This is a genomic window from Micropruina glycogenica (assembly GCF_900289045.1).
Classification (GTDB): Bacteria; Actinomycetota; Actinomycetes; order Propionibacteriales; family Propionibacteriaceae; genus Micropruina; species Micropruina glycogenica.
Map to the genome: position 1 here is coordinate 1,585,734 of NZ_LT985188.1, position 24,032 is coordinate 1,609,765.

At 67.8% G+C, this 24,032-nt stretch carries 20 protein-coding genes; 8 read left to right on the forward strand and 12 right to left on the reverse strand.

The window, feature by feature from the left end; translation table 11 throughout:
* The first annotated feature begins 68 nt into the window (after positions 1-68).
* Both MPLG2_RS07315 and MPLG2_RS07320 read left to right on the forward strand, forming a co-directional pair.
* Positions 69-1,331: an acyltransferase family protein gene (locus tag MPLG2_RS07315; protein WP_105185559.1), complete on the forward strand. Its 1,263-nt coding sequence runs from the start codon at positions 69-71 to the stop codon at positions 1,329-1,331.
* Between the two features lie 27 nt (positions 1,332-1,358).
* The gene (locus MPLG2_RS07320) at positions 1,359-1,844 is read left to right on the forward strand and encodes a DedA family protein (protein ID WP_105185560.1); all 486 of its coding nucleotides are present in this window, start codon (positions 1,359-1,361) and stop codon (positions 1,842-1,844) included.
* 338 nt (positions 1,845-2,182) lie between these two features.
* On the opposite strand, the gene MPLG2_RS07325 is transcribed toward MPLG2_RS07320, so the two are convergent.
* The 3 genes from MPLG2_RS07325 to MPLG2_RS18400 form a co-directional block, all read right to left on the reverse strand.
* A complete protein-coding gene (locus tag MPLG2_RS07325; protein ID WP_105185561.1) occupies positions 2,183-5,020 on the reverse strand; it encodes a vitamin B12-dependent ribonucleotide reductase in 2,838 nt (945 codons plus the stop codon).
* 15 nt (positions 5,021-5,035) lie between these two features.
* Complete coding sequence (nrdR, locus tag MPLG2_RS07330) at positions 5,036-5,515, reverse strand: transcriptional regulator NrdR (protein WP_105185562.1); 480 nt, start codon at positions 5,513-5,515, stop codon at positions 5,036-5,038.
* 260 nt (positions 5,516-5,775) lie between these two features.
* Positions 5,776-6,141, reverse strand: a complete 366-nt coding sequence (locus MPLG2_RS18400; RefSeq protein ID WP_158680953.1) for a hypothetical protein — start codon at positions 6,139-6,141, stop codon at positions 5,776-5,778.
* 279 nt (positions 6,142-6,420) lie between these two features.
* On the opposite strand from MPLG2_RS18400, the gene lexA reads away from it, so the two are divergent.
* The 3 genes from lexA to MPLG2_RS07350 all read left to right on the forward strand — a co-directional run bounded on the left by lexA (position 6,421) and on the right by MPLG2_RS07350 (position 9,345).
* Complete coding sequence (lexA, locus tag MPLG2_RS07340; protein ID WP_408632053.1) at positions 6,421-7,263, forward strand: transcriptional repressor LexA; 843 nt, start codon at positions 6,421-6,423, stop codon at positions 7,261-7,263.
* A gap of 9 nt (positions 7,264-7,272) precedes the next feature.
* On the forward strand, positions 7,273-7,533 hold the full coding sequence (locus tag MPLG2_RS07345; RefSeq protein WP_105185564.1) for a DUF167 domain-containing protein: 261 nt from the start codon (positions 7,273-7,275) through the stop codon (positions 7,531-7,533).
* A 402-nt stretch (positions 7,534-7,935) separates the two neighbouring features.
* The gene (locus MPLG2_RS07350) at positions 7,936-9,345 is read left to right on the forward strand and encodes an ElyC/SanA/YdcF family protein (protein WP_105185565.1); all 1,410 of its coding nucleotides are present in this window, start codon (positions 7,936-7,938) and stop codon (positions 9,343-9,345) included.
* Positions 9,346-9,513: 168 nt separating this feature from the next.
* Here the strand turns inward: MPLG2_RS07350 and MPLG2_RS07355 are convergent, their stop codons facing one another.
* The 6 genes from MPLG2_RS07355 to miaA form a co-directional block, all read right to left on the reverse strand.
* Positions 9,514-10,698 (reverse strand): MFS transporter, encoded by a 1,185-nt coding sequence (locus MPLG2_RS07355; RefSeq protein ID WP_105185566.1) that lies wholly within the window; start codon positions 10,696-10,698, stop codon positions 9,514-9,516.
* A 460-nt stretch (positions 10,699-11,158) separates the two neighbouring features.
* Positions 11,159-13,081, reverse strand: a complete 1,923-nt coding sequence (locus tag MPLG2_RS07360) for an ATP-dependent DNA helicase (RefSeq protein ID WP_105187540.1) — start codon at positions 13,079-13,081, stop codon at positions 11,159-11,161.
* A gap of 245 nt (positions 13,082-13,326) precedes the next feature.
* The gene (locus tag MPLG2_RS07365) at positions 13,327-13,728 is read right to left on the reverse strand and encodes an MFS transporter (protein WP_105185567.1); all 402 of its coding nucleotides are present in this window, start codon (positions 13,726-13,728) and stop codon (positions 13,327-13,329) included.
* A gap of 276 nt (positions 13,729-14,004) precedes the next feature.
* Positions 14,005-15,423 (reverse strand): GTPase HflX, encoded by a 1,419-nt coding sequence (hflX, locus tag MPLG2_RS07370; protein WP_231935901.1) that lies wholly within the window; start codon positions 15,421-15,423, stop codon positions 14,005-14,007.
* Positions 15,420-16,229 carry a diaminopimelate epimerase gene (dapF, locus tag MPLG2_RS07375; protein WP_105185568.1) on the reverse strand — a complete coding sequence of 270 codons (810 nt, stop codon included), beginning with the start codon at positions 16,227-16,229 and terminating at the stop codon, positions 15,420-15,422. The genes hflX and dapF overlap by 4 nt, the downstream gene beginning before the upstream one ends.
* 32 nt (positions 16,230-16,261) lie before the next feature.
* Positions 16,262-17,179 carry a tRNA (adenosine(37)-N6)-dimethylallyltransferase MiaA gene (miaA, locus tag MPLG2_RS07380; protein ID WP_231935902.1) on the reverse strand — a complete coding sequence of 306 codons (918 nt, stop codon included), beginning with the start codon at positions 17,177-17,179 and terminating at the stop codon, positions 16,262-16,264.
* 107 nt (positions 17,180-17,286) lie between these two features.
* On the opposite strand from miaA, the gene MPLG2_RS07385 reads away from it, so the two are divergent.
* Both MPLG2_RS07385 and MPLG2_RS07390 read left to right on the forward strand, forming a co-directional pair.
* Positions 17,287-17,481: an antitoxin gene (locus tag MPLG2_RS07385; RefSeq protein WP_105185569.1), complete on the forward strand. Its 195-nt coding sequence runs from the start codon at positions 17,287-17,289 to the stop codon at positions 17,479-17,481.
* 345 nt (positions 17,482-17,826) lie between these two features.
* Positions 17,827-19,272, forward strand: a complete 1,446-nt coding sequence (locus MPLG2_RS07390; protein WP_105185570.1) for a gamma-aminobutyraldehyde dehydrogenase — start codon at positions 17,827-17,829, stop codon at positions 19,270-19,272.
* Between the two features lie 102 nt (positions 19,273-19,374).
* Here MPLG2_RS07390 and MPLG2_RS07395 read toward each other — a convergent pair whose 3' ends face one another.
* A complete protein-coding gene (locus MPLG2_RS07395) occupies positions 19,375-20,256 on the reverse strand; it encodes a LysR family transcriptional regulator (RefSeq protein ID WP_105185571.1) in 882 nt (293 codons plus the stop codon).
* A gap of 310 nt (positions 20,257-20,566) precedes the next feature.
* Here MPLG2_RS07395 and gabT point away from each other — a divergent pair, with 310 nt between their 5' ends.
* Complete coding sequence (gabT, locus tag MPLG2_RS07400; protein ID WP_105187543.1) at positions 20,567-21,904, forward strand: 4-aminobutyrate--2-oxoglutarate transaminase; 1,338 nt, start codon at positions 20,567-20,569, stop codon at positions 21,902-21,904.
* 92 nt (positions 21,905-21,996) lie between these two features.
* On the opposite strand, the gene MPLG2_RS07405 is transcribed toward gabT, so the two are convergent.
* Together MPLG2_RS07405 and miaB are read right to left on the reverse strand one after the other, a co-directional pair.
* Positions 21,997-22,464 carry a hypothetical protein gene (locus tag MPLG2_RS07405; protein WP_158680954.1) on the reverse strand — a complete coding sequence of 156 codons (468 nt, stop codon included), beginning with the start codon at positions 22,462-22,464 and terminating at the stop codon, positions 21,997-21,999.
* Positions 22,465-22,537: 73 nt separating this feature from the next.
* Positions 22,538-23,998, reverse strand: a complete 1,461-nt coding sequence (miaB, locus tag MPLG2_RS07410) for a tRNA (N6-isopentenyl adenosine(37)-C2)-methylthiotransferase MiaB (RefSeq protein ID WP_105185573.1) — start codon at positions 23,996-23,998, stop codon at positions 22,538-22,540.
* Positions 23,999-24,032: the final 34 nt, after the last annotated feature.

Sequence of the window (24,032 nt, forward strand, 5' to 3'; positions counted from 1 at the left end):
CGCGCGGTGCGTCCCGGCAGCTCGCACGCGCCAGCACGCCGCAGCCGCACCGCGTACGATGACGGCCGATGACCCCGCGCAACCACCTGATCGACCTGGCCCGGGCAACGTCCGTGCTGGTGGTGGTGACGTTCCACTGCCTGCTGTATCAGGTGGTCGTGGTCGACGGGCTGCCGCAGGTGGTGCCGTGGGCGCCGCAGCCGCACTGGTCGTGGTGGACGGCCAGTTGGTTCGTCATGATCATTCCGCTGTTCTTCATCGCCGGCGGTTTCGCCCACGCCCTGGTGGTCGACAAGGTGCGGGCCGAGGCCCGCGGCTACACCTTCTATCTGGCCTCACGCGCACACCGGCTGGTCGGGCCCATGCTGCTGTTCGTGGGCTTCAGCACGGTGCTGTCGACCGCCGCGGCCTGGTTCGGGCCGGTCGCACCCAGCATCGCGCTGAGCGTGCAGTTCGCCCAACTGTTGTGGTTCATCGCGATCTACCTGGTGATCGTTGCGGTCGCACCGTTCATGGTCACCCTGCACGACCGGCGGCCGTGGTTGCCGCTGCTGGTGCTCGGCCTTCTCGCCGTCGTGGTGGATGCCTGGTCGTGGCGGGTCGGCGACTTCGAGGTGCGCTACGCCAACCTGCTGACCGTGTGGCCGTTGTGTCATCAACTGGGCATCGCCTACCACCGTGGGTGGTTTCGGCGCGGACCGGTCTGGGTGTCGTGGGTGGTGATGGCCGTGGCCGCGGCGATCATTCCGGTGCTGATCTTCGGCCTCGGCTACCCCGGGTCGTCCATCGGTCTGGGCGACATTCCGATCGCCAACGTGCTGCCGCCCACCGTGGCCATGGCGGTGCTGGGCGCCGCACAAGCGGCCGGACTTGGGCTGCTCGAACGGGCCGGTGTGGCGGCCCGGCTGTCGCCGCGCACCGAGCGTGGGCTGTCGGTGGCCAACGCGCTGGCCGTGACCACCTATCTTTGGCACATTCCGTGCATCGTGATCGCGGGCGCGCTGCTGTTCGGGGTCTCGCGACTGGCGCCGGCGGCCACCGAGGTGCTGTTGTCGCAGTGGTCGATGGTGCTCGTGACCTACGGGGTGATCGCCCTTGTGGTGCCGTGGATCGGACGGCTCGAGTACGCCCTGATTCCACCACTGGGCGACGCCCCGTCGCGCGGTGTGGTCGCCGCCTTTCTGCTGCTGATGCTGGGCACGGCCCTGGTGTGGCGCTACGGCACCGTGCTGCACCCCGCACAGCCCGTCTCGGCGGTCGGGCTGGTGCTGCTGTTCGGCGGCATGGCCTGGCTGGCCCGGGCCGCGCGAGCAGGGGCTCGAATACACTGACCCGACGACGACGGAAGGTGGAGCCCAATGGACCCGACCGGTTGGGGCGCGCCCTTTCCGATCGTGATCGCAGCGCTCTTCGTCATCGTGCTGCTGCGCTCGAACGCCACGTACTGGGTCGGACGACTGGTCGCGAATGGTGCCCACCGCACGCGTGCCGCGCGGTGGATGGACTCACCGGGTTACCAGCGGGCCGTCGAGCGGATCAATCGCTGGGGAGCGCCGGCCGTCAGCGTGTCCTTTCTGACCATCGGCGTGCAGACGCTCGTCAACCTCGCCGCAGGAGCGACCCGCATGCCGCTGGTGCGGTACGTGCCGGCCACCGTGGTGGGCGCGGTGGCCTGGGCGTTCTTGTACGGCACCGTCGGCTTCGTCGGTTTTGAAGCGCTCGCCTTGCTGTGGGAACACTCCCCCGCAGCCGCTCTGGCCGCAGCGGCCATCGCCCTGGCCGGCCTGGTGTGGTTCTTCCTGCGACAGGCGCGGCGCAGAACGGTGGACGCGGACCCGGCCTGAGCGTCGGTCGAGACAGCTTGTCGAGACGCCTCACCGGTCGAGCGTGTCGAGACGGCAGTGCCTCTGGTCGAGCGTGTCGAGGCCTCCCACGCCGACCATCTGCCCGCGGCCCGGTATCAGAGCGTCGCCCGAATGAGATCCCGGCATTCGCCGGGATGACGGCGGGCCTGTGGTCGAGCGTGTCGAGACGCGTGTGGAACCGCTCTTGTCCAGCCCTGCGAGACCCACGGCAACCGCCGGTCGAGCTGGCAGGGCCTCGACAGCGTAGGGGGTCCGGTATGCACCGGACCCCCTACGCACTACCCTTCAGCCGCGCCCCCCGATACGCGGCAGTGGCGTCAGCTGCAGCCGCTGGTGCTGCCGCAACCTTCGCAGATGTAGCAGCTGCCACTGCGGCGCATCTTGGTGCCGCAGGTCATGCACAACGGCGCGTCGATGGCCAAGCCCGAGATCTTCTCGAGCACCTCGGCGGTCGAATGCGGACGGGCCTCGACCAGGGCCGGCTGGTTCGGGCCGTCCTCGTGAATGGTGACCTCGTCGCCCGCGTCGTTCTTCAACGCCTCGGACTCGATCAGGTTGGCCTCGTCCTCCTCCGACAGGTACGACCCGGTTTCGACGTAGCGGGCCCGCTCGGCGGAGGTGTGAATGCCCAACTCGGCGCGTTCGTCGAAGGTCAGGTAGTCGAGTGCCAGCCGACGGAAGATGTAGTCGATGATCGACTGCGCCATGCGCACGTCGGCGTCATCGGTCATGCCCGCCGGCTCGAACTTCATGTTGGTGAACTTCTGCACGTAGGTCTCGAGCGGCACCCCGTACTGCAGGGCGATCGAGATGGCGATCGAGAAGGCGTCCATCACCCCGGCCAGGGTGGAGCCCTGCTTGCCGAGCTTGAGGAACACTTCGCCGAGGCGTCCGTCGTCGTAGGCGCCGGCGGTGAGGTAGCCCTCGGCCCCGCCCACCGAGAACGACGTGGTGCGGCTCATGCGTGACTTGGGCAGACGCTTGCGACGCGGCCGGTACTCGACCTTGACCGGCGCCTCGGCCACCGCTTCGGCCTTGGCCTCGCTCTTCTTGCCGTCGCTGAGCGGCTGGCCGACCTTGCAGTTGTCGCGGTACACCGCGAGCGCCTTCAGGCCGAGCTTCCAGCCCTGCAGGTACACCTCGGCGATCTCGTCGACGGTGGCGGTCTCGGGCAGGTTGACGGTCTTGCTGATCGCGCCCGACAAGAACGGCTGCACCGCGGCCATCATGTGCACGTGGCCCATCGGCTTGATGGCGCGCTCGCCCATCGCGGTGTCGAAGATCTCGTAGTGCTCGCTCTTCAGGCCGGGCGCGTTGACCACGTGGCCGTGGGTCGAGATGTACTCGATGATCGCCTCGACGGTCTCTTCGGTGTAGCCGAGCCGATTGAGCGCCCGCGGAATGGTCTGGTTGACGATCTGCATCGAGCCGCCACCGACCAGCTTCTTGAACTTGACCAGCGAGAAGTCGGGTTCGATGCCGGTGGTGTCGCAGTCCATCATGAAGCCGATCGTGCCCGTGGGTGCGAGCACGGACGCCTGGGCGTTGCGGAAGCCGTTGCCGGCCCCGAGCGACACCACCGAGGCCCACTCGCTGGTCGCCGCATCGTGCACCGACGCGTCGAGGTCGGTGAACGTGCGCACCTCGTCGTTGGCCGCCTGATGCTTGCGCATCACCTTCTGGTGGGCGGTCGCGTTGCGGGCGTAGCCGTTGTAGGGGCCGAGGATGCCCGCCAGTTCGGCCGAGCGGCGGTAGCTGGTGGCGGTCATCAGTGACGTGATGGCCGCGGCCAGTGCCCGTCCACCGGCGGAGTCGTACCCGCGACCCACCGCCATCAGCAGGGCGCCCAGGTTGGCGTACCCGATGCCGAGCTGACGATAGTCACGCGTGGTCTGGCCGATCGACTCGGTGGGAAAGTCGGCGAAGCAGATGCTGATGTCCATGGCCGTGATGACCAGTTCGACCGCCTTGACGAACTTCGCCACGTCGAAGGTGTCGTCGTCGCGCAGAAACTTGAGCAGGTTGAGGCTGGCCAGGTTGCACGATGAGTTGTCGAGGCTCATGTACTCAGAGCACGGGTTCGACGCGGTGATGCGGCCGGTCTCGGGGTTGGTGTGCCAGGCGTTGATCGTGTCGTCGTACTGAATGCCGGGGTCGGCGCACTCCCAGGCGGCCTTGGCCATCTTGTCGAACAGCGACCGGGCGTCGACGGTTTCGATCACCTCGCCGTCCATTCGCGAGCGCAACCCGAACTCGGTGCCGGCCTCCACGGCGGTCATGAACTCGTCGGTGACCCGGACGGAGTTGTTGGCGTTCTGGTACTGCACGCTGACGATGTCTTTGCCGCCGAGGTCCATGTCGAAGCCGGCGTCGCGCAGCGCGCGAATCTTGTCTTCCTCGCGGGCCTTGGTCTCGATGAACTCTTCGATGTCGGGGTGGTCGACGTCGAGCACGACCATTTTTGCGGCCCGCCGGGTGGCACCACCGGACTTGATGGTGCCCGCCGATGCGTCGGCGCCGCGCATGAAGCTGACCGGGCCGGACGCGGTGCCGCCGGAGGACAGCAGCTCTTTGCTGGAGCGGATCCGGGACAGGTTCAGGCCGGCACCGGAGCCGCCCTTGAAGATGAAGCCCTCCTCCTTGTACCAGTTGAGAATCGAGTCCATCGAGTCGTCGACGCTGAGAATGAAGCAGGCGCTGACCTGCTGCGGGCTCTTGGTGCCCACGTTGAACCACACCGGGCTGTTGAAGCTGAAGTACTGGTGCAGCAGCATCCAGGTGAGCTCGTGGTCGAAGATCTCGGCGTCGTACTCGGTGGCGAAGTACCCGTTTGCCTCACCGGCCCCGCGGTAGGTGCTGACGACGCGGTCGATGAGCTGGCGCAGGCTGGTTTCACGGGCCGGGGTGTTGAGCGCTCCGCGGAAGTACTTGGTGGTGACGATGGTCGAGGCGTTCACGCTCCAGAAGTCGGGAAACTCGGCGCCGCGCTGTTCGAAGACGGTCTCACCGGTCTTCCAGTTGGTCTGCACCACGTCGCGGTGCTCCCACGTGACCTGGTCGTAGGGGTGGACGCCCTCGGTGGTGAAGACCCGCTCGACGGTGAGCCCCGACGACTTGCCGGAGCGCTTTCCGGCGGTGCGTGTGATTTCGGTCATGGGTTGGCTTCGCTTTCAGTTGGGCTCGGACGCGCTGAGCGCGGGCGGCGAAAGGTGATTACGTAGGTTCTCGATCTCGGACTCGAAGTCTTCGACCGACGAGTAGTGCTTGTACACCGACGCGAAGCGCAGGTACGCCACGGCGTCGAGCGATCGCAGGGGCCCCAGGATCGCCAGCCCCACCTCGTCGGCGGGAATCTCACCCTGACCGCCGGCCCGCAGCGATTCTTCGACCTGCTGGCCGAGCCTGGCCAGGTCGGCGTCCGACACCGGGCGGCCCTTGCAGGCCTTGCGAACGCCACCCACGACTTTGTCGCGCGAAAAGGCTTCGACGACGCCGGAGCGCTTCACCACCACGAGCTGCATCTGCTCCAACGTGGTGAACCGACGCTCACACGAGGGGCACTGACGTCGACGCCTGATCGCCGCGCCGTCATCGACCACGCGCGAATCGAGCACGCGCGAGTCGGTGTTGCGGCAATACGGGCAGTACATGATGCGACCCCTCTGCACCGACGATGGCGAACACCCTGTGGACCAGCGTGTGAACGGGCTGTGGAAACCGGTGTGGATAACAACCACCACCTGTGGGCGAACCACGTGCCTGTAACTACTACATGTAGATACTAAGCATACCTCGATGAGTTGGCAATGACGATTCGCGGCGCGTCGTGACGAAGCCGCTGCGCACCGTGCGCGGCGCCCCGCGAGCGACGAGGCAGACGCCGCCCGCCAGGCCTGAGCGAACCGTCGACTCAGCCGCGAACGACGCTCACCAACGAGCCCTGCTCAACACCCACGGGGGCGTTCGACACAGAGACGAAAGCCGCCACGGCCGTGATCGTGGCAGCCGCCACGACACCCAGGAAGAGCCCCATCACGACGATGAGCCCGCGGCGGGTCAACTGCACCCCTTGGGCGATCGGCGCGGCCACCGGCCGTGCCACGCGCACCAACGGCGCCGCAGGAGGCGCAGAGGGTCGCCCGCCGGGGCCGGCCGGATGGGCCGGACGAGCAACCGGGCCACGCGTCTGAGGGACGTGCCGCCACCGCGGCGGCGTGGATACCCGGGCGGCGGCCGGCTCGTCGGTACGCGCCGTCTCAACCAGCATTGCGCTCATCTCGCACCTCTTTCTCGAACATACGTTCGACGATCATTGTTACCTCGCGACCACGTGAAGCGCAAGCACTATTCGTACAGACGTACCCAGCGTGTCGCGACCTGTGATCAGTCCACCAGGGGGGTCTGACAGTTTTCACAGGGCACGTCACCCACAGCGCACCACCGGCCGCGGACGCCCCGGTCCGGCCGGGCGGGAGCTCGACCGGGCCGTCGAATGATTCGCGACACGCTCGAACAGATGTTTGAATCGCGATGTTCGATTCCCTACCCTGAATCCATGGCTGGCAGGAATCCATTCGACAAGACGCCGCGACGCGGGCGTCCACCCAAGCAGCCCCCCAAGATGAGCGTGGGGCGCCCGAGCAATGCCGAGGTCGCCCAGCAACTGGAGATGGCGAAGATCACCCAGTTGCCCGACGGCCCGGCCGACACCGAGGGTCTCACGCCTCGGCAACGCCGCATCCTGGAACTGATTCATCTGGCGGTGAGCACCCGGGGTTACCCGCCCACCATTCGAGAGATCGGTGAGGCCGCAGGTTTGGCCTCACCCTCGAGCGTGTCGCACCAGCTGCGGGCGCTCGAGGCCAAGGGTTACCTGCGTCGCGACCCACATCGCCCGCGTGCCATGGAGGTACGGCTGCCCGAATCGGTGACGCGGGCGGCGCAGCCCGAGGCCGAGGGCCGGTATGACCCGGCGTCCGAACTCGATGTGGTCGATGTCACCGGTATCGGCGACGCGATGCCCGAGGCGGTCAACGTGCCCGTGGTCGGTCGCATCGCGGCAGGCGGCCCGATCCTGGCCGAGGAGCGCGTCGAAGACGTCTTTCCGCTGCCCAAGCAGTTGGTGGGCGACGGCACGCTGTTTCTGCTCGAGGTGAAGGGCGACTCGATGATCGAGGCCGCGATCTGCGACGGCGACTTCGTGGTCGTGCGTCAGCAGCCCACCGCCAACAACGGCGACATCGTGGCGGCTCTACTCGAAGACGAAGCGACGGTGAAGACCTTCAAGCGCACCGAAGGGCAAGTGTGGCTGCTGCCGCACAACCCCGCCTACTCCCCCATCGACGGCAACCAGGCGTCGATTCTGGGCAAAGTGGTCGCGGTACTTCGCCGCGTCTAGCGGGTGCCAGTGCGCGTGCAGATTCGGGTCAAGCCCCGCGCCGGCCGCACCAGGGTGGGTGGAAGCTACGGCGACGACACCCTGGTGGTGGCCGTCCAAGCGCCGGCGATCGATGGGCGCGCCACTGCCGCCGCACTGACGGCTCTGGCCCAGGCCGTCGGAAGTCGTTCTGCAGACGTCACCTTGGTGGCCGGGGCGACGAGTCGAACCAAGGTGATCGACATTCCCGACGACTGCGGGGCGGCTTTTCGCCGATTGCTCGAGACCTGACTCGGCGCACGGCGAAGACGAGATCCAGGGTGTGCCTGCACGACTGAGGCGCGTCGTGGCGGCGAGCGCTGCGCGCTCGAACCAGCACCGCGCAGGCTGTCAGCGGCGGCCGCCGAATCGTGGTGAGATCCCGGCGTTCGCCGAAACGACCCGGTCACGGCTGCCGGCAGCCACGCCGCAGCACGTATCAGACCGCATTCGAAAAGGACGCACCCAACACTCGACCATCGCGCATTGAACTCTCAACCAATACTCAGCCCGCCGGGCGGTAATGCCAGAATCGCAAGAAGTCGTGGTTCGCCCATCAACCCACGACTGGTGTCGATACGGCGGCAGTGCCGGTATTGGCGCCCGCGCCTTTCACGCGCCCAATTGTCGCCAAGCCAGGGAAGGTCAGCCCCCATGACTCACCTGAAGAGATTGTTGGTTCGGCTGCCGATAGCCGTCGTGGCGCTCGCCCTCACCATCGCCTCCGCCCTGGTCAGCGCGCTGCCGTCGCACGCCGTTGTGGTCACGCCGAGCCGCGAGGCACTCAAGGCCAGAGCCCTCTACTATTTCGCCACCGCGCAATCGGCTGAACGTTCCGTGATGATCGGAACACTCAGCACTCGCTCGGCGTTCGAGGGCCGCTTGTGGTCTGATTTCGTGAGCACCTGGGCGCGCATCAATGCATCCATGACGATGAACACCGCCGTGCCCAGCGGGCTGCCCAAGAAGGGCCACGTCTTCATCGTGCTGGGCTCGGGGCTGAAGTCCTCGGGAGCAGTGAGTGCGAAGTTCGAGCGCAGGCTGCGGCTGGCCGCCAAGGCGGCCAAGGCTCACCCGGCCGCCACGGTGCTGATCAGCGGCGGCGCAGCGCGTCGCGGCCGCACCGAGGCCGAGGCCGGCTATCGCTGGCTGCGCAAGGCGGGCGTCAAGGCGTCTCGGCTACTGCGCGAGAGCCGCTCGTCGAGCACCATCGGCAACGCCAAGTATTCGATGGAGCTGCTGTCCCGTGACTCGGGGTACACCAGCTACAGCCTGATCTCTGACTCGTCGCACCTTCGCCGTGCCTCGGTGCTGTTCGAAGCGGCCGAGGTGCTGGTGCAAGAGCGCACCGGTCGGTCGTGGGGCATCAAGAGGCTGGCAAACCTGGCCCACATCGACATGGCCCGCGCGGGCCACGGCCAGTTGAGGGCCAGTTCGGTGAAAATAGCCGCCGAGAACGTGGCGTCACTGTTCTCGGTGCTTTCGCAGTACCGGGCGCTGGTGGCGAAGAAGCCCGCGAAGCTCACCTTAACCGCGCTGCAGGTGACCCCGCCCAGCACCCTGAGCTATCACGTGGGCCAGAAGGTGAACACCAAGGGCCTGGTCACCCGGGCCGTGTTCAACAAGGGCACCTACAGCCAACCGGTCAGCGCCAAGGTCACCGGCTTCGACACCGCAGCGGTGGGCACCCGCCGCGCCACGGTGAGCTACACCTATCGCGGAGTCACGCTCACCGGCCGGTGCGACTACCGGGTCACCAAGGCCGCGAGCGTGACCACGGCCAAGCCGTCCGCAGCCACGGCGACCCGGTCACGAACCCGGGTGACGCTCACCGCCACCGTGAAATCGCAGGTCGCCGGCGTGACGCCCAAAGGTTCGGTGCGCTTCTACCTCGACGGCGTGCGCGTGGGCGACGTCATGCTGGGCTCGGCCAAGCACGGGGTGGCGGCCTTTCGCTACCCCACCATCGCCACCGCCGGCAGCCACCGGCTGACAGCCCGCTATCGGGGCGACGCGCGCATCACGGCCTCGTACGAGTCAGTCATCATCATCGTGAAGGGCTGAGAGCGCCGGTTAGCTGGTCACCCAGCGCTGCCTCAGTGTGCCGATGCCATCCACACAGGGGTCGCGACAGGCTCGACCAACGACCGGGTCTCGACCCGGCCACCCCTTCGGGCCGAACGCCCAAGCGGGCCGAGGCGGCAACCGCCTCGACCCGCTTGGTGCAGTGACTCAGAACTGACCCTGCTCGATGAGCTTGGTGCGCTGCCGCTGCAGCGCCACGTCGCGGGGGTAGGTCTTGTAGAAGATGAACCAGTAGATGGCGTTGATGATGTACGGCACGGAGCCGAACCACAGCAGCGTCAACTGCAGGCTGCCGATGGCCTGCGAGATCGCGCCCAGCGAAAGGCTCAGCGCCGCGGTGATCGCGCCCTGAATCAACGAGAACAGCACGGCGAACGCGGTGGCCGACAACTGCTTGGGCGCCACCGACGACACCATGGGCAGCACGCAACCCGAGAAGCCGATCGAGAACACCAGGCCCATGAGAAACACGACCACGTAGTAGCCGATGCTCGGGTCGTTGGTCACGGTCTGACCGGTGCCCTTGGACACGTCGGAGTCGAAGAGCGAAGCCATCTGGAACGTGATGTAGGTCATGACCGCGAACGACACCGCGTAGAGCTGGAACAGCAGCACCCGGCCCTTGTCACCGAAGCGCTTATTGAACACGTCGCCGAGGTAGCCACCCAGCAGCGCCGACAAGAACGAACCGATGCCCTGCACGGTGGCCAGGTAGGCGGCGTTGGTGACGCCGTAGCCGAGGTCGCGGGCCCAGAACTGGGCCTGGAAGCCGAAGATCACCAGCGAACTGACGAACAGCAGCATGGGCGCCATGGCGGCCAGGGTCGGAATCTTGAACAGCTTGGCCGCGTCCGACAGCTTGAACAGGCCCGCATCCGACTTCATCTCGGTCGAGAGTTCGTCGGCGCCGGTCACCTTCTCAGGCTCGTGCACGAACCACAGGATCAGAAAGCCCGACACCACCGAGGTGATGCCCATGGCGATCATGGCGTACCGCCAGCCCTCGGGGTTCGCACCGAACTGGCCGATCAGCGGGGTGATGATGAAGCCAATGATGGCGCCGGTGGCCCGCACCAGGCCGTAGGCGCGCCCACGCTCGGAGCGGCGGTACAGCGAGCCCAGCAGACCGTTCAAGATGGGTTCGGACGCCACCGTGCCGATCAGCGCGATCGAGTACAGCACGAGCAGCATCGTCCAGCTGTTGGCGAAGCCGGTCGCCACCGTCCACAGGCCCCAGAGTCCGGTGACGATGAACAGCACGCGCTTGCGGCCGAACCGGTCGGCCACCAGTGCCCAGATCGGGCCGAAGAGCGAGCGGGCGATCGGCAGCATCGCCCAGCCCGAACGCGAGCATGATCTGCGGGAAGAATGTCTTCGACACTCCACCTTCGGAGTTGTCCACCGCCTGCGACACGCCGAGGGCAATGGTGCCACCCACGCGGCCGCGAGGCATCACGAAGTCCTTCTCTTCGGGGTCCAGGTCGTCGTCGGAAGGTTGGCTCGTCAACACCGTGCCGGTCGGGGTCTCAGCGGGCGTCGCGCCGATCACCTCGAGCGGATCGTCTTCGCCCAGATTGCTGTTCTGCGTCATGTTGCTCGTTTCCTCTCGCCACCCCCGGCGCATCGTTGGACCGGGATGCCATCGCTACCTTGCGTTTGGGTGATCCAATGGCAACCCATCGGGGCGGCACCGCGACATCAGTTGCCATGTGTTTCACCGGCGAGGGGGGTCGGACAACCGGCCGTGGCGGATTCGTACCCGGCAAGCACCGCCGAGCGCGGGCGTCGGGTGCTACGCCTCGGGTGGCTTCTCCAGCCGCTGCAGCGCGCCAATCGCCACCTCACGGTCGGTGGTCGGCCAGAAATCGGGCATGGACGCGCGCAGAAAGCTGCCGTAGCGGGCGGTGACCAGTCGCGGGTCGAGCACCGCCACCACGCCCTTGTCGGTCAGCCGGCGGATCAGCCGTCCAGAACCCTGAGCCAGCAGCAGTGCGGCATGCGTGGCCGCGACGGTCATGAAGCCGTTGCCGCCCCGCTCGGCGACGGCTCGCTGCCTGGCCTGCAGCAACGGGTCGTCGGGCCGCGGGAACGGAATCTTGTCGATGATCACGAGCCGGCACGTGTCGCCCGGAACGTCGACGCCCTGCCACAGCGAGAGTGTGCCGAACAGGCTGGTTTCGGGCTCTGCGACGAACGTGCGGGTGAGCTCGCCCAACTGGGCGTCGCCCTGGCACAGAATCGTCATGGCCGGCAGTTCGCGCCGGCAGTGCAGTGCCGCCGCCTCGGCCGCGCGCTGCGAGGCGAACAGACCCAGCGTGCGACCGCCGGCGGCCCACACCAGCTCGGCGACCTCGGCGAGCGTGTCGGGGCCGATGCCGTCGCGGCCGGGCGGCGGCAGCGAACGCGCAACGTAGAGAATGCCCTGCGCCCGGTAGTCGAACGGTGAGCCGACGTCGAGCCCGCGCCACCGCGGCAGCTCGGGTTCGGCGCCGTCGTCGGCCTGGTACGGCTCCGTGAGGCCCACCGAGGCCGCCACGGCATCGAAGTTGCCGCCGATCGTGAGCGTGGCCGAGGTGAGCACCGCCGGGCGCTTGGCGAAAATACCCTCGCGCATCAGGCCGGCCACCGACAGCGGCGACTGATTCACCTGCCGTCCGAACCGCTCCCGCTCCGACACCCACACCACGTCGTGGGCGGCCATGGCGGCCAACTGCCCCGCGACGTCGAAGACCTCTTTAGCGGCGGCGGCGGCCTGCTTGCGGTCGTTGTCGGTCTCGTCACCACCGAGTGCCGAGGTCACCCGGCGGGCAACGTCACGAACCAGCCGGAGCGCCACCCCGAGCCCACCGTCGGGGTCCTCGACACGATCGAGCGGGGCATCGTCCAATGCCGTCTTGAGGGTGTCGGCGCAGTCGAGAAAGTCCAGGCCGAGGTCGTCGTCGAGCCAGGGCAGGCAGCGCCGGGCGACCCGTTCGATCGTTTGCGGGCTGAGTTCGTGCGACGCGGCCCCGGTGACGCGGCTGACCAGCTCATGGGCCTCGTCGATGATCACGCCGTCGTGCTCGGGTAGCGCCGTGCCGCCGTGCATGGCGTCGATGGCCAGCAGCGCGTGGTTGGTCACCACCAACTGCGCGGCCCGGGCCCGGTCGCGCGACCGCTCGACGAAACACTCCCCGCCGTAGGGGCAGCGCTGCACCCCGAGGCACTCGCGCACCGGTATCGAGACCTGCGTCCACGACTGGTTGCCGTGGCTGGGCGCGTCGTCACGATCGGCCAGACCCTTGGCACGGGCCTCGGTCTCGACCCACTCGCGCAGCGCGACCACCTCTGCCCCGACCTTCGACGAGGCGTCCGGGGCCGACGCGGTCAGTGCCTCGACGAGCTCGGGACCGCCGATCAACGACTCCTGCTCGAGGCCCAGCCCGTCGCGCACCCGATACAGACAGGCGTAGTTCGTGCGGCCCTTCAAGATCGCGTGCTTCACCGACCGTCCGGTCACCTGTTCGCACGCCGCGAGTGCGGTGGGAATGTCTTTGCGGGCAAGCTGCGCCTGCAGGGCCAGGGTGGCGGTGGCCACCACGATGCGATCGTCGGGCGCCTGCACCAGTTGAGCCAGCGCCGGGGCCAGGTAGCCCAGCGACTTGCCGGTGCCCGTACCGGCCTGCACCAGCAGATGATCACCACCGGCCAGAGCCTCGCCGACCGCCGCCGCCATCTGGTGCTGGCCGGGACGTTGCGCACCCTCGATACCCGCCACCGCGGCGGCGAGGATCGCCTCGGCGATGTCTGTCTCGGGCACCGGTTCAACCTACCGGTCAACGCAGACAAAGACCGTGGCCGGCCGGGCGAGCCGACCGGCCACGGTTCACGCGGGCCCCGGTGCGGTAGTGGCGTTCCGCCCCGCTCAGACTCCTGCGGTTTCGTCGGTGCGAACCACGATCACGTCGCACGTGGCCGACTTCAACACCTGGTCGGCGACCACACCGAGGTTGCCCCCGTCGCGAGCGCCCACGCCGCGATCATGGTGACCGCGTTGTAGCTGGCGTTCATCAGGCCCGACCAGCCGGCGGCCTGCTGAAAGGCTTCCTTCTGGTCGGGGGTGACGCCGAACACCGACTCGCCCACGCTCAGCGACACGAACTGCCAGTAGATGAACATCGCGTACCACTGGAAGCCGAAGACGAAGCCCAGCTTGTGCATGGCGGCGGGCATGGTCTTGACGGCGTCACCGAGGTCACGGAACACCACACCCGGGCCGCCCTTGCTGTTGGCGATCTCTTCGAGCTCCCAAGCCGGCGGGGTCAGCTCGTTGGTGCGAGCCATCGCGACGCCCCTGGCCGGCCCGATGACGGGTCTGATCATTCAGCCCATGATCGGTGAGAATCGGCAGGTCGTGGGCCGTGGCGCCCATGGCGCTGAACAGCCGGCTCATCGCGGTCTGAGTGATGCCGAAGCTGAACTGGATTCCGAAGAAGCCCATGTTCATCAGCAGGATGTTTCGCGACGACTGGGGGAAGCATACAGAAGCGGGCCCGCAGACCAACCCAGCGGGGGTGAGCACAGGCGGTAGAACCCGAACCCACAGCGCACCGGTCGAGCGAACGGTTCACCCGGGCGCTCGCGCTGAGAACGAATCAGCTAGTCAGCGACCACAAACGCGGCCAGTTCGGCGGCCAGGTCGGGGTTGACGCGCACGTCGAGCAGGGTGCCGTCGGGGGTGTGCTCCTGTGACACGAACTCGCCGAACTGGTGGATCTTGTTCACCAGGTCGCCGCGGTCGTAGGGCACCAGCGCCCGCACCGCGACCGGCGGCCGGGGCAACCGCTGCTCGACCCGCTCCTTGAGTTCGGGCAGGCCGGCGCCGGTGCGCGCCGACACGAAGACCGCATCGGGGTACTGGCTGCGCAGCGCGGTCAGCGCGGCGGCGTCGGCGCGGTCGATCTTGTTGATCACCAGCTGTTCGGCGACGTCTGAGGCGCCGATCTCGCCCAGCACGGTGCGCACGGCGCGAATCTGGCCCTCGGGGTCGGGGTCGGAGCCGTCGACCACGTGCAGCAACAGGTCGGCCAGCACCGATTCTTCCAGTGTCGAGCGAAACGCCTCGACCAGGTCGTGGGGCAGGTGGCGCACGAAGCCGACCGTGTCGGTGAGGGTGTAGATGCGCCCGTCGGAGCTCTCCGAACGCCGGGTGGTGGGGTCGAGGGTGGCGAACAGGGCGTCCTCGACCAGCACGCCGGCGCCGGTCAGCCGGTTGAGCAGTGACGACTTGCCGGCGTTGGTGTACCCCACGATGGCCACGGACGGCACGTCGTTGCGTTGCCGCTCCTGACGCTTGGTGGCGCGGACCTCGTCCATCTCACGCAGCCGCTTACGCAGCATCTGAATGCGAATGCGAATGCGACGGCGATCGGTTTCGATCTTGGTTTCACCAGGGCCGCGACCACCGATGCCGGCGCCGCCCGCCGCTCGTCCACCGGCCTGCCGCGACAGGTTGCCACCCCAACCCCGCAGCCGCTGCCGCAGGTACTGCAACTGGGCCAGTTCGACCTGCGCCTTGCCCTCGGCGCTCTTGGCGTGTTGGGCGAAGATGTCGAGAATCAGCGCGGTGCGATCGATCACCTTGACCCGCACCCGGTCTTCGAGGTTGCGCAGTTGCGCGGGTTCGAGTTCGCCGTCGCAGATCACCGTGTCGGCGCCGGTGGCCATCACCACCTCGCGCAGCTCGTCGACCTTGCCGCGGCCGATGAAGGTGGCCGGGTCTGGGTGGCTGCGACGCTGCACCAATGCCTCGAGCACGTCTGAGCCGGCCGTTTCGGCCAACAGCTTGAGTTCGGCCAAGGCGTTGTCGACGTCGGCCTGGGTGCCCTGCGTCCACACGCTGACCAGCACCACGCGCTCGAGTTGCAGGTCGCGGTACTCGACCTCGGTGATGTCGGCCAACTGGGTCGACATGCCGGCCACCCGGCGCAGCGAGAGCCGCTCGGCCAGGTCGAGTTGGTCGCCGTCGTAGTCGACGACCTCGGGGTCGTCGGCGTCGTCGTAGCTCAGATCGGTCACACCGCCACCTTGCCATGCGCCACGATGACGGCGGGGCCGGTGAGGTAGGCCTGTTCGGGCGTGAGGTCGACCTGCAGGGTGCCGCCGGGCGGGTCGACCCGCCACGTGCCCGTCCGTTCACCCACCGAGGCGGCCGCCGCCACCGCGGCGGCCACCGTGCCGGTGCCGCACGAGAAGGTCTCACCCACGCCGCGTTCCCACACCCGCATGCGCACGTGCTGGGGGCCGACGAACTCGATGAACTCGACGTTGGCCCGGTTCGGGTAGGTGTCGGACGGGTAGCCCGGCTCGCGTTCGAGATCGATGCCGGCGAGCTCGCCCGGGGCCAGCACGACCGCTGCGTGCGGGTTGCCGACGTCGACCACGGCCGCCGAGAACTCACGCCCGCCGGCGGTGACCGGCACGTGCTCGGCAGCGATGGTCGGCACCCCCATGGTCACCCGAATCCGGCCATCGGGCAGAAACTCGCCATGCAGCACCCCGGCCCGGGTGACGATGTCGATGGGCCTCGCGTCGATCAGGCCTTGGTCGAGCAGGTAGGCCAGAAACACCCGTAGCCCGTTGCCGCACATCTCGGCGATCGAGGCGTCGGCGTTGCGGTAGTCCATGAACCACAGGTCGCCGTGCTGCTGATACCCGGGCACGTGCGCTGCCCGGACGGCCCGCAGCGTACCGTCACCGCCGATGCCGGCCCGCCGGTCGCACAGAAAGCGCAACTGCTCATCGGTCAGCTCGAGCCGTCCGTCGGGGTCGCTGAAGCAGACGAAGTCGTTCAGCGTGCCGTGACCCTTGGCAAAGGCGAGCATTGCCGAATTGCATCCCACGGCGGCGGCGCCGGTCAAACCGGCAGGGTCATGGCCAGGTGTTCGGCGAGCCCGGGTTCGGTGGCGGGCAGCCAGCGAATGCGTGGGTCGCGGCGAAACCAGCCGAGTTGCTTGCGGGCGAATCTCCGGGTGCCGCTGATGGTCTGCTCGATGGCTTCGGCTTCGGTGAGTTCGCCGTCGAGCAGCGCGAGCACCTGGCGGTAACCCAGGGCGCGTGAGGCCGTCCGTCCCTGGCGCAGGCCACGTTCGGCCAACCCTCGCACCTCGGCGACCAGGCCGTCGGCCCACATGCGCTGAACCCGAGCCTCGATGCGCTGGTCGAGTTGTTCGCGCGGCAGTTCGAGCCCCCACTGCTGAACGTCGGCGATCGCGTAGTTCCACTCGGGCAGCCGCGCCCGCCACGACCCGGTGAGTTCGAGCACCTCCAGCGCCCGGACGATGCGCCGTGCGTTGCCCGGCAGTATGTCGGCCGCGGCCTCAGGGGCTCGCTCGACGAGCCGCCGATAGAGCTGCTCGGCGCCCAAGGCGTCCAGTTCGGCTTCGAGTCGGGCGCGCACGGCAGGGTCGGTGCCGGGGAACTCGAAGTCGTCGACGATCGCGTGCACGTACAGTGCCGAGCCACCGACCAGCAGCGGAATCACGCCACGATGCCGGCAGTCGGCGATGGCGGCCCTGGCCAACTGCTGAAAGGTCGCGACGCTGGCTACCTGGTCGACCTCGAGAACGTCGATCAGGTGGTGCACCACACCGCCGCGCTCGGCCATGGTGGGTTTCGCGGTACCGATGTTCATGCCCCGGTACACCAGCATCGAGTCGGCGTTGACGATTTCAGCCGGACGACCCGCTGCCGTCAGTTCCTGCGCCAACCGAACCGCCAAGGTGCTTTTGCCGCTGGCCGTGGGCCCGTTGAGCACGAGCAGGGGGGTCGACACCCGCTCATTGTGCCGCACGACCGCAGACCCTTGGCTAGCGGGCGCGAAGGGAGTAAGAATGTGAACGAACCGGGCGTGAACCGGACGTTGGAGAGAAAGGGGGCCAAATGGACTTCGTCGACCAGATCAAGGGCGCGGTTTCCGGCCATGACGATCAGATCGAGGGCGCCATCGACAAAGGTGGTGACTTCATCGACTCGAAGACGGACGGAAAGTACGCGGGCCAGGTCGATCAGGTACAGGACTTCCTGAAGGATCAACTCAACGCCTTCGCGGGCGACCAGGAGGCTCTGAAGAGCTGATCGATTGATCGTCGAACGAATCAGCTATCTATCGACGGGGCCGGGCTCAGTGAGCCCGGCCCCGTCTTCGCGTCCGCACGCTGGGCGGCCCCGCAGCGTCCGATCAGCCAACGTCACTGCCTTTGGAGCACGTTGCTGCCTGCGTGCAGGCAGTTGGGTGTCACAAAGGCAGCCACGTCGACTTGATGCCGCAGGGGTGCCCCGACAACAATGCCTGTCGAGCATGATCGGCATGCTATGAAGGTCTTTGACCGCATGAAGCGGCCGGGCCAGCCTTGTGTCTGAACGGTGCCCGGCCACGTCCGCGCGGGCCGGCCGCATTCACCCACCGTCGAGAGGAATCCGGTGACCGACCTCAAGGTTCTGCACAACATCATCGACGGGCAGGCACGTCCGTCGGCTTCGGGCGAGACCCTCGACATCGTGAACCCGAGCACCGGGCAGGTGTACGCGACGTCCCCCAAGTCGGGTGAGGCCGACGTCGACGCGGCCTTCACCGCCGCGGCCGATGCTTTCGAGTCGTGGCGCTGGAGCACGCCGAGCGAACGACAGGCGGCCTTGCTCGCCCTCGCCGACGTGATCGAGGGCAACGCCGATGAACTGGTCGACATCGAGATCGAGAACACCGGCAAGCCCCGCAACCTGACCGCGTCAGAAGAGATCGGCCCGATGGTCGATCAGGTGCGGTTCTTCGCCGGTGCGGCCCGGGTGCTCGACGGACGGGCCCAGGGCGAGTACATGAAGGGCTTCACCTCATCGATCAGGCGCGAGCCGATCGGACCGGTGGGCCAGGTGACGCCGTGGAACTACCCGATGATGATGGCGATCTGGAAACTCGCCCCGGCCTTGGCGGCGGGCAACACGGTGGTGCTGAAGCCGTCCGACACCACCCCGGCGAGCTCGGTGTGGCTGGCCGAGAAGCTGCAGGACATTCTGCCCGCGGGCGTGGTCAACCTGGTGTGCGGCGACCGCGAGACCGGCGCGGCGCTGACGGCGCACCCCATTCCGCGCATGGTGTCGATCACCGGTTCGACGCGGGCCGGCATGGCAGTGGCCACGGCCGCGGCCGCCGACCTCAAGGTCGCGCACCTCGAACTCGGCGGCAAGGCCCCCGTGGTGGTGTTCGACGACGTCGACCTGGCCGCGGCGATCGAGGGCATCTCGGTGGCGGGGCTGTTCAACGCCGGGCAGGACTGCACAGCGGCCACCCGGGTGCTGTGCCAGGCGGGCGTCTACGACGAGTTCGTGGCCGAACTGGCCAAGGCGGCGGCCGCGACCCGCACCGGCTGGAACCCCGACGACGAAGACATTCTCTACGGCCCGATCAACAACCCCCGCCAACTGGCGCACATTTCGGGGCTGGTCGAGCGCGCACCCAGCCACGCCAACGTGGTGACCGGTGGGCGTCAGGTGGCCGGCGACGGGTTCTTCTACGAGCCCACCGTGGTGGCCGACCTGCAGCAAAGTGACGAGCTGATTCGCACCGAGGTGTTCGGCCCGGTGATCACCGTGCAGAAGTTCGGCGACGAGAACGAAGCCGTGGCGATGGCCAACGACACCGAGTACGGGCTGGCGTCGTCGGTGTGGACGACCAACGTGGGTACCGCCGCGCGGCTGTCGATGCGGCTCGACTTCGGCTGCGTGTGGGTGAACACCCACATTCCGCTGGTCGCCGAGATGCCGCACGGCGGGTTCAAGCATTCGGGCTACGGCAAGGACCTGAGCCTGTACAGCCTGGAGGACTACACGCGCATCAAGCACGTGATGCACTACCACGGCTTCGAGGGCTGAGGCCGCCGATCGTCGCCGTTCGATCTTGTCGAGACCTCCTTTGGCCACTTCGGCTAGGGGTTTCCCCAACCTCAACCAGAGCGGCGGCTCGCGATCGGTCCCCTACCGCGGCTGGTCGTAGCGGTCGCGAACGAAGCGGCGCAGCCGCTGAACGAGCACTGCCAGGTGGGCGGCGCCGTGGTGATGCGGCGACCAGGCGGCGTGCAGACCGATGCGTAGCACGTCGCCCGAACCGGTGGTGACGAGCAGGCGGACGAGGTCGTAGCGCGGGTCGTCCGACACCACGGCGATGCCCCGCCCGGCGGCCGCGACGGCCTGTGCCACCTGCGACGAGCTGAACTCCGTGAGCCGCACCGGCAGCCCTGCCGTTTCCACCGCTGCGTCGAAGGCTCGCCGCGCGTGACTCTCGGGCGTGGGCACCAGCAGGTCGTGCTCGACCAGCTCGGCCAGCGTCACCTCACGACGACCCGCCCACTCGTGATCAGCCCGCACGTAGGCGTTCACCGGAAAGCTCGCCAACGGCGTCCGAGCTGTGGTGCCCGACGGTGGACGGGTGCCGATCACCAGGTCTGCACCCCGGTCGAGCGCGCCGTACTCGTCGGATGCGTCCAGGGGCAGCACTCGGGGCATCGGGTCGTCGGGGCCGAAAGTGGCGAAGAAGGGCGCCACGATGTCGTTCAGGGTGACGGCGGGCGCCGCGACAGTGACGGTGGGCAGGCTGCCGGCACGAATGCGCGCGGCGGCGGCGCGGGTGGCGTCCGCTCGGCTCAACAGATCGCGGGCGACGGGCAGAAACTGGCGCCCCGCGGGGGTGAGCGTCAGCCGTCCGTCCTGTCGGGTGAAGAGCTCGAGCCCGAGTTCACGTTCGAGCTGTCGCAGTTGCCGCGAGAGGGACGGCTGAGTGATGTGGGTGAGCCGGGTCGCAGCGCTGACCGAGCCGGCGTCTGCCACGGCCACGAAGTACCCGATCGTGCGCAACTCCATGCGATGCCTCCTTCACTTTGAGCCGGAACGGGGACGGTTCTACTTCTGGCTCAGGGGACGGTTCTACTTCTGGCTCAGGGGACGGTTCTCGATCTGGCTCAGGGGACGGTTCTCGATCTGGCTCAGGGGACGGTTCTCGATCTGGCTCAGGGGACGGTTCTCGATCTGTATCAAAGAACCGTCCCCATTCCGGTTCAGAGCGCCCCACTCTATGCTCACCAAGCATGATTTGGTTAGCTGACGAGTATTCGACAGCATGGCAGCGGCGGCAGCACGATTGAACCATCCGCTCAACCGCGAGGAGTTCGTCATGCCCATTGAGCAGCGTCGCCGCCTGGTCACCGCCGTACCGGGGCCGCGTTCACTCGAGTTGGCGAGCCGTAAGCAGGCCAGCGTCGCCCACGGCGTCGCGACCACCCTGCCGGCCTACATCGTCGAAGCCGGCGGCGGCATTCTGGTCGACGCCGACGGCAACCACTTGATCGACTTCGGCTCGGGCATCGCCGTGACAACGGTCGGCAACGCTGCGCCGGCTGTCGTGCGACGCGCGCACGAGGCAGTGCAGAAGTTCACCCACACCTGCTTCATGGTCACCCCCTACGAGGGCTACGTCGAGGTGGCCGAAAAGCTCGCCGAACTCACCCCGGGCGATCACGCCAAGAAGTCGGCCCTGTTCAACTCGGGCGCCGAGGCGGTCGAGAACGCCATCAAGATCGCGCGCGTGGCCACCGGACGCACCGCCGTGGTGTGCTTCGACCACGCCTACCACGGCCGCACCAACCTGACCATGGCGCTCACCGCCAAAGACATGCCCTACAAGCATGGGTTCGGGCCCTTCGCGTCCGACATCTACCGCGTGCCGATGGCCTACCCCTACCGCTGGCCTGGCGATGCCGAGCACGTCACGGACGAGGCGTTCGCTCAGTTCGAATCGCTGGTGCACGTGCAGGTGGGCGAGAACCAGGTGGCGGCGGTGATCATCGAACCGATTCAGGGCGAGGGTGGCTTCATCGTGCCACCGGACGGCTTTCTGCCACGGCTTGCGCAGTGGTGCCGCGACAACGGCGCTGTGTTCATCGCCGACGAGATTCAAAGCGGCTTCTGCCGCACCGGTGACTGGTTCGCCTGCGACCACGAAGGCGTAGTGCCCGACCTGATCACCACTGCCAAGGGCATCGCCGGCGGGTTGCCGCTGGCCGCAGTCACCGGCCGCGCCGAACTGATGGACGCCGTGCACCCCGGCGGCCTCGGCGGCACCTACGGCGGCAATCCGGTGGCCTGCGCGGCCGCGCTGGGCGCCATCGAAGAGATGCAGACCAACGACCTGCCGGGGCGCGCGCGGCAGATCGAGCGGATCTTCCGCGACCGCTTGGGCGAGCTGGCCCAGCGCTACCCGGCCATCGGCGACCTTCGCGGTCGTGGTGCCATGATGGCGGTCGAACTGGTGCGACCCGGCACCAAAGAACCGGACCCCGCGCTGACCGGCGCGGTCGCCCGAGCGTGTCACGCCCGCGGACTGGTGGTGCTGACCGCCGGGTCGTTCGGCAACGTGTTCCGCTTTCTGCCGCCACTCAGCATCAGCGACGACCTCTTGCACGAGGGCCTGGACGTGATCGCCGAAGCGTTCGCCGAGGTCACCGGCGACTGACGGACGGCACGGAGGTCTGGGCGTCGACTTGTCGGCGGCCCGGCACCGTCCTCATGCGTCGAGGGAACCGTGCCTGAACCGATGCGAGATTGTCAGGGCCGGTGGCCGTAACCGCCCGGATTCGTCCAGTCGGTCTGCTGCGGCGCCTGCGGGTTCGACGGCTGCGAGTGTCCATACCTACTGGCCTGTGGGTACTGATTCGGCTGGCTTGCGCCGAGGGTCGGAAAGCCCGTTGTTTCGCTACCGGACTGCTGCCAACTCTGCGGACCCGGGTACGCACCGCCGCCCGGGACTGCCCGCGCGGCCACCCCGACGGCGACCACCAGCAGCACGATGCCCACCGTGGCCAGCACGTTCAGAATCAGGTTGGCGACCCCGTACGCCACCATCGACCCACCGGTGACGAGCGCTGGCAGGAACATTCCCGCCAACCGGGTCAGACACACCGCCGCGATACCACTCCACATCAGCGTGCGGGCCGTGCCCATCACCCGTCCATGCACCACGGCTCCGGCGATCACCAACGCGATCACAAGGGGCAACGCGTACACAAGGTTCATCAAGGTCATCATGGGTGGCTCCTCTCGACCACGTCAGGCTAGCGGCCGATGGTGGCGGCACCGGCCCCGCCGGTCAACCAGCCGCGGCTGCGGCGCGCGTGGGCAGGCCGAGGCCGACCAGACGCTTCTGCGGGGTGTTGCGGGCATCCCAGGCGTCACCGCCGCGGGTGCGCCGCAGACCCCTCACTCCCCCGTCGGCCACCAGATGATGCGGGGCGGCGTAGGTGATCTCGGCCACGCCCAGATCACCCGGGCGCGGACGCTCTGCCCCCTCCGGCACACTCACGTGCACCAGCCGGTTGTCGCGGGCGCGGCCCGACACCCGGGCGGTGGCGGCGTCCTTTCTGCCCTCGCCGGCGGCGAACATGACCTCGACCTCGGTGCCGACCAGCGACTTGTTCTCGCGCCACGCCAGGTCGCCGACCAGCTCGACGAGCCGCTCGTAACGCTCTTGCACGACCTGCTTGGGCACCTGGCCGGGCATGGTCGCCGCGGGCGTACCTGGCCTGATCGAGTACTGAAAGGTGAATGCCGCCGCGAACCGTGACGCCTCGGCCACCCGTAGGGTTTCGGCGAAGTCGGCTTCGGTTTCGCCCGGAAAGCCGACGATGATGTCGGTGGTGATCGCGGCGTGCGGCATGGCGGCGCGCACCCGTTCGATGATGCCGAGGTAGCGCTCCGATCGGTACGACCGGCGCATCGCCTTGAGCACCTTGTCAGAGCCCGATTGCAGCGGCATGTGCAGGCTGGGCATCACGTTGGGCGTTTCGGCCATGGCGGCGATGACGTCGTCGGTGAAGGCGGCCGGGTGCGGCGAGGTGAACCGGACGCGCTCGAGGCCGTCGATCGTGCCGCACGCGCGCAGCAGCTTGCCGAACGCGAGCCGGTCGCCGAACTCGACACCGTAGGTGTTCACGTTCTGGCCCAGCAGGGTGATCTCTTGCACCCCGTCGTCCACCAGGGCCTGAATCTCGGCCAGCACGTCACCCGGACGGCGATCGGTCTCTTTGCCGCGCAACTGCGGCACGATGCAGAACGTGCAGGTGTTGTTGCAGCCCACGCTGATCGACACCCACGCCGAGTAGGGCGACTCGCGCCGGGCTGGCAGCGTGGACGGAAAGGCCTCCAATGCCTCGACGATCTCGACCTGCGCCTCCTGCTCGATGCGTGCCCGCTCGAGCAGAATCGGCAGCTTGCCGATGTTGTGGGTGCCGAACACCACGTCGACCCAGGGGGCGCGGTTCGTGATGGTGTCGCGGTCCTTCTGCGCCATGCAGCCGCCGACCGCTATCTGCATGCCCGGGTGCGATGCCTTCACCGGCGCCAGGTGCCCGAGGTTGCCGTAGAGCCGGTTGTCGGCGTTCTCTCTGACCGCGCAGGTGTTGAACACGACCAGATCGGCTTGCTCGCCCTCGGGGTGGGGGGCGTAACCGGCGTCTTCGAGCAGCCCAGCGATCCGTTCGGAGTCGTGAACGTTCATCTGGCAGCCGTAGGTGACCACCTGGTAGGTGCGGGTCTGGGCGGTAGTCGTCATCTCGGGGCGTTAGCTTACCGGCTGAGTCGGTGAG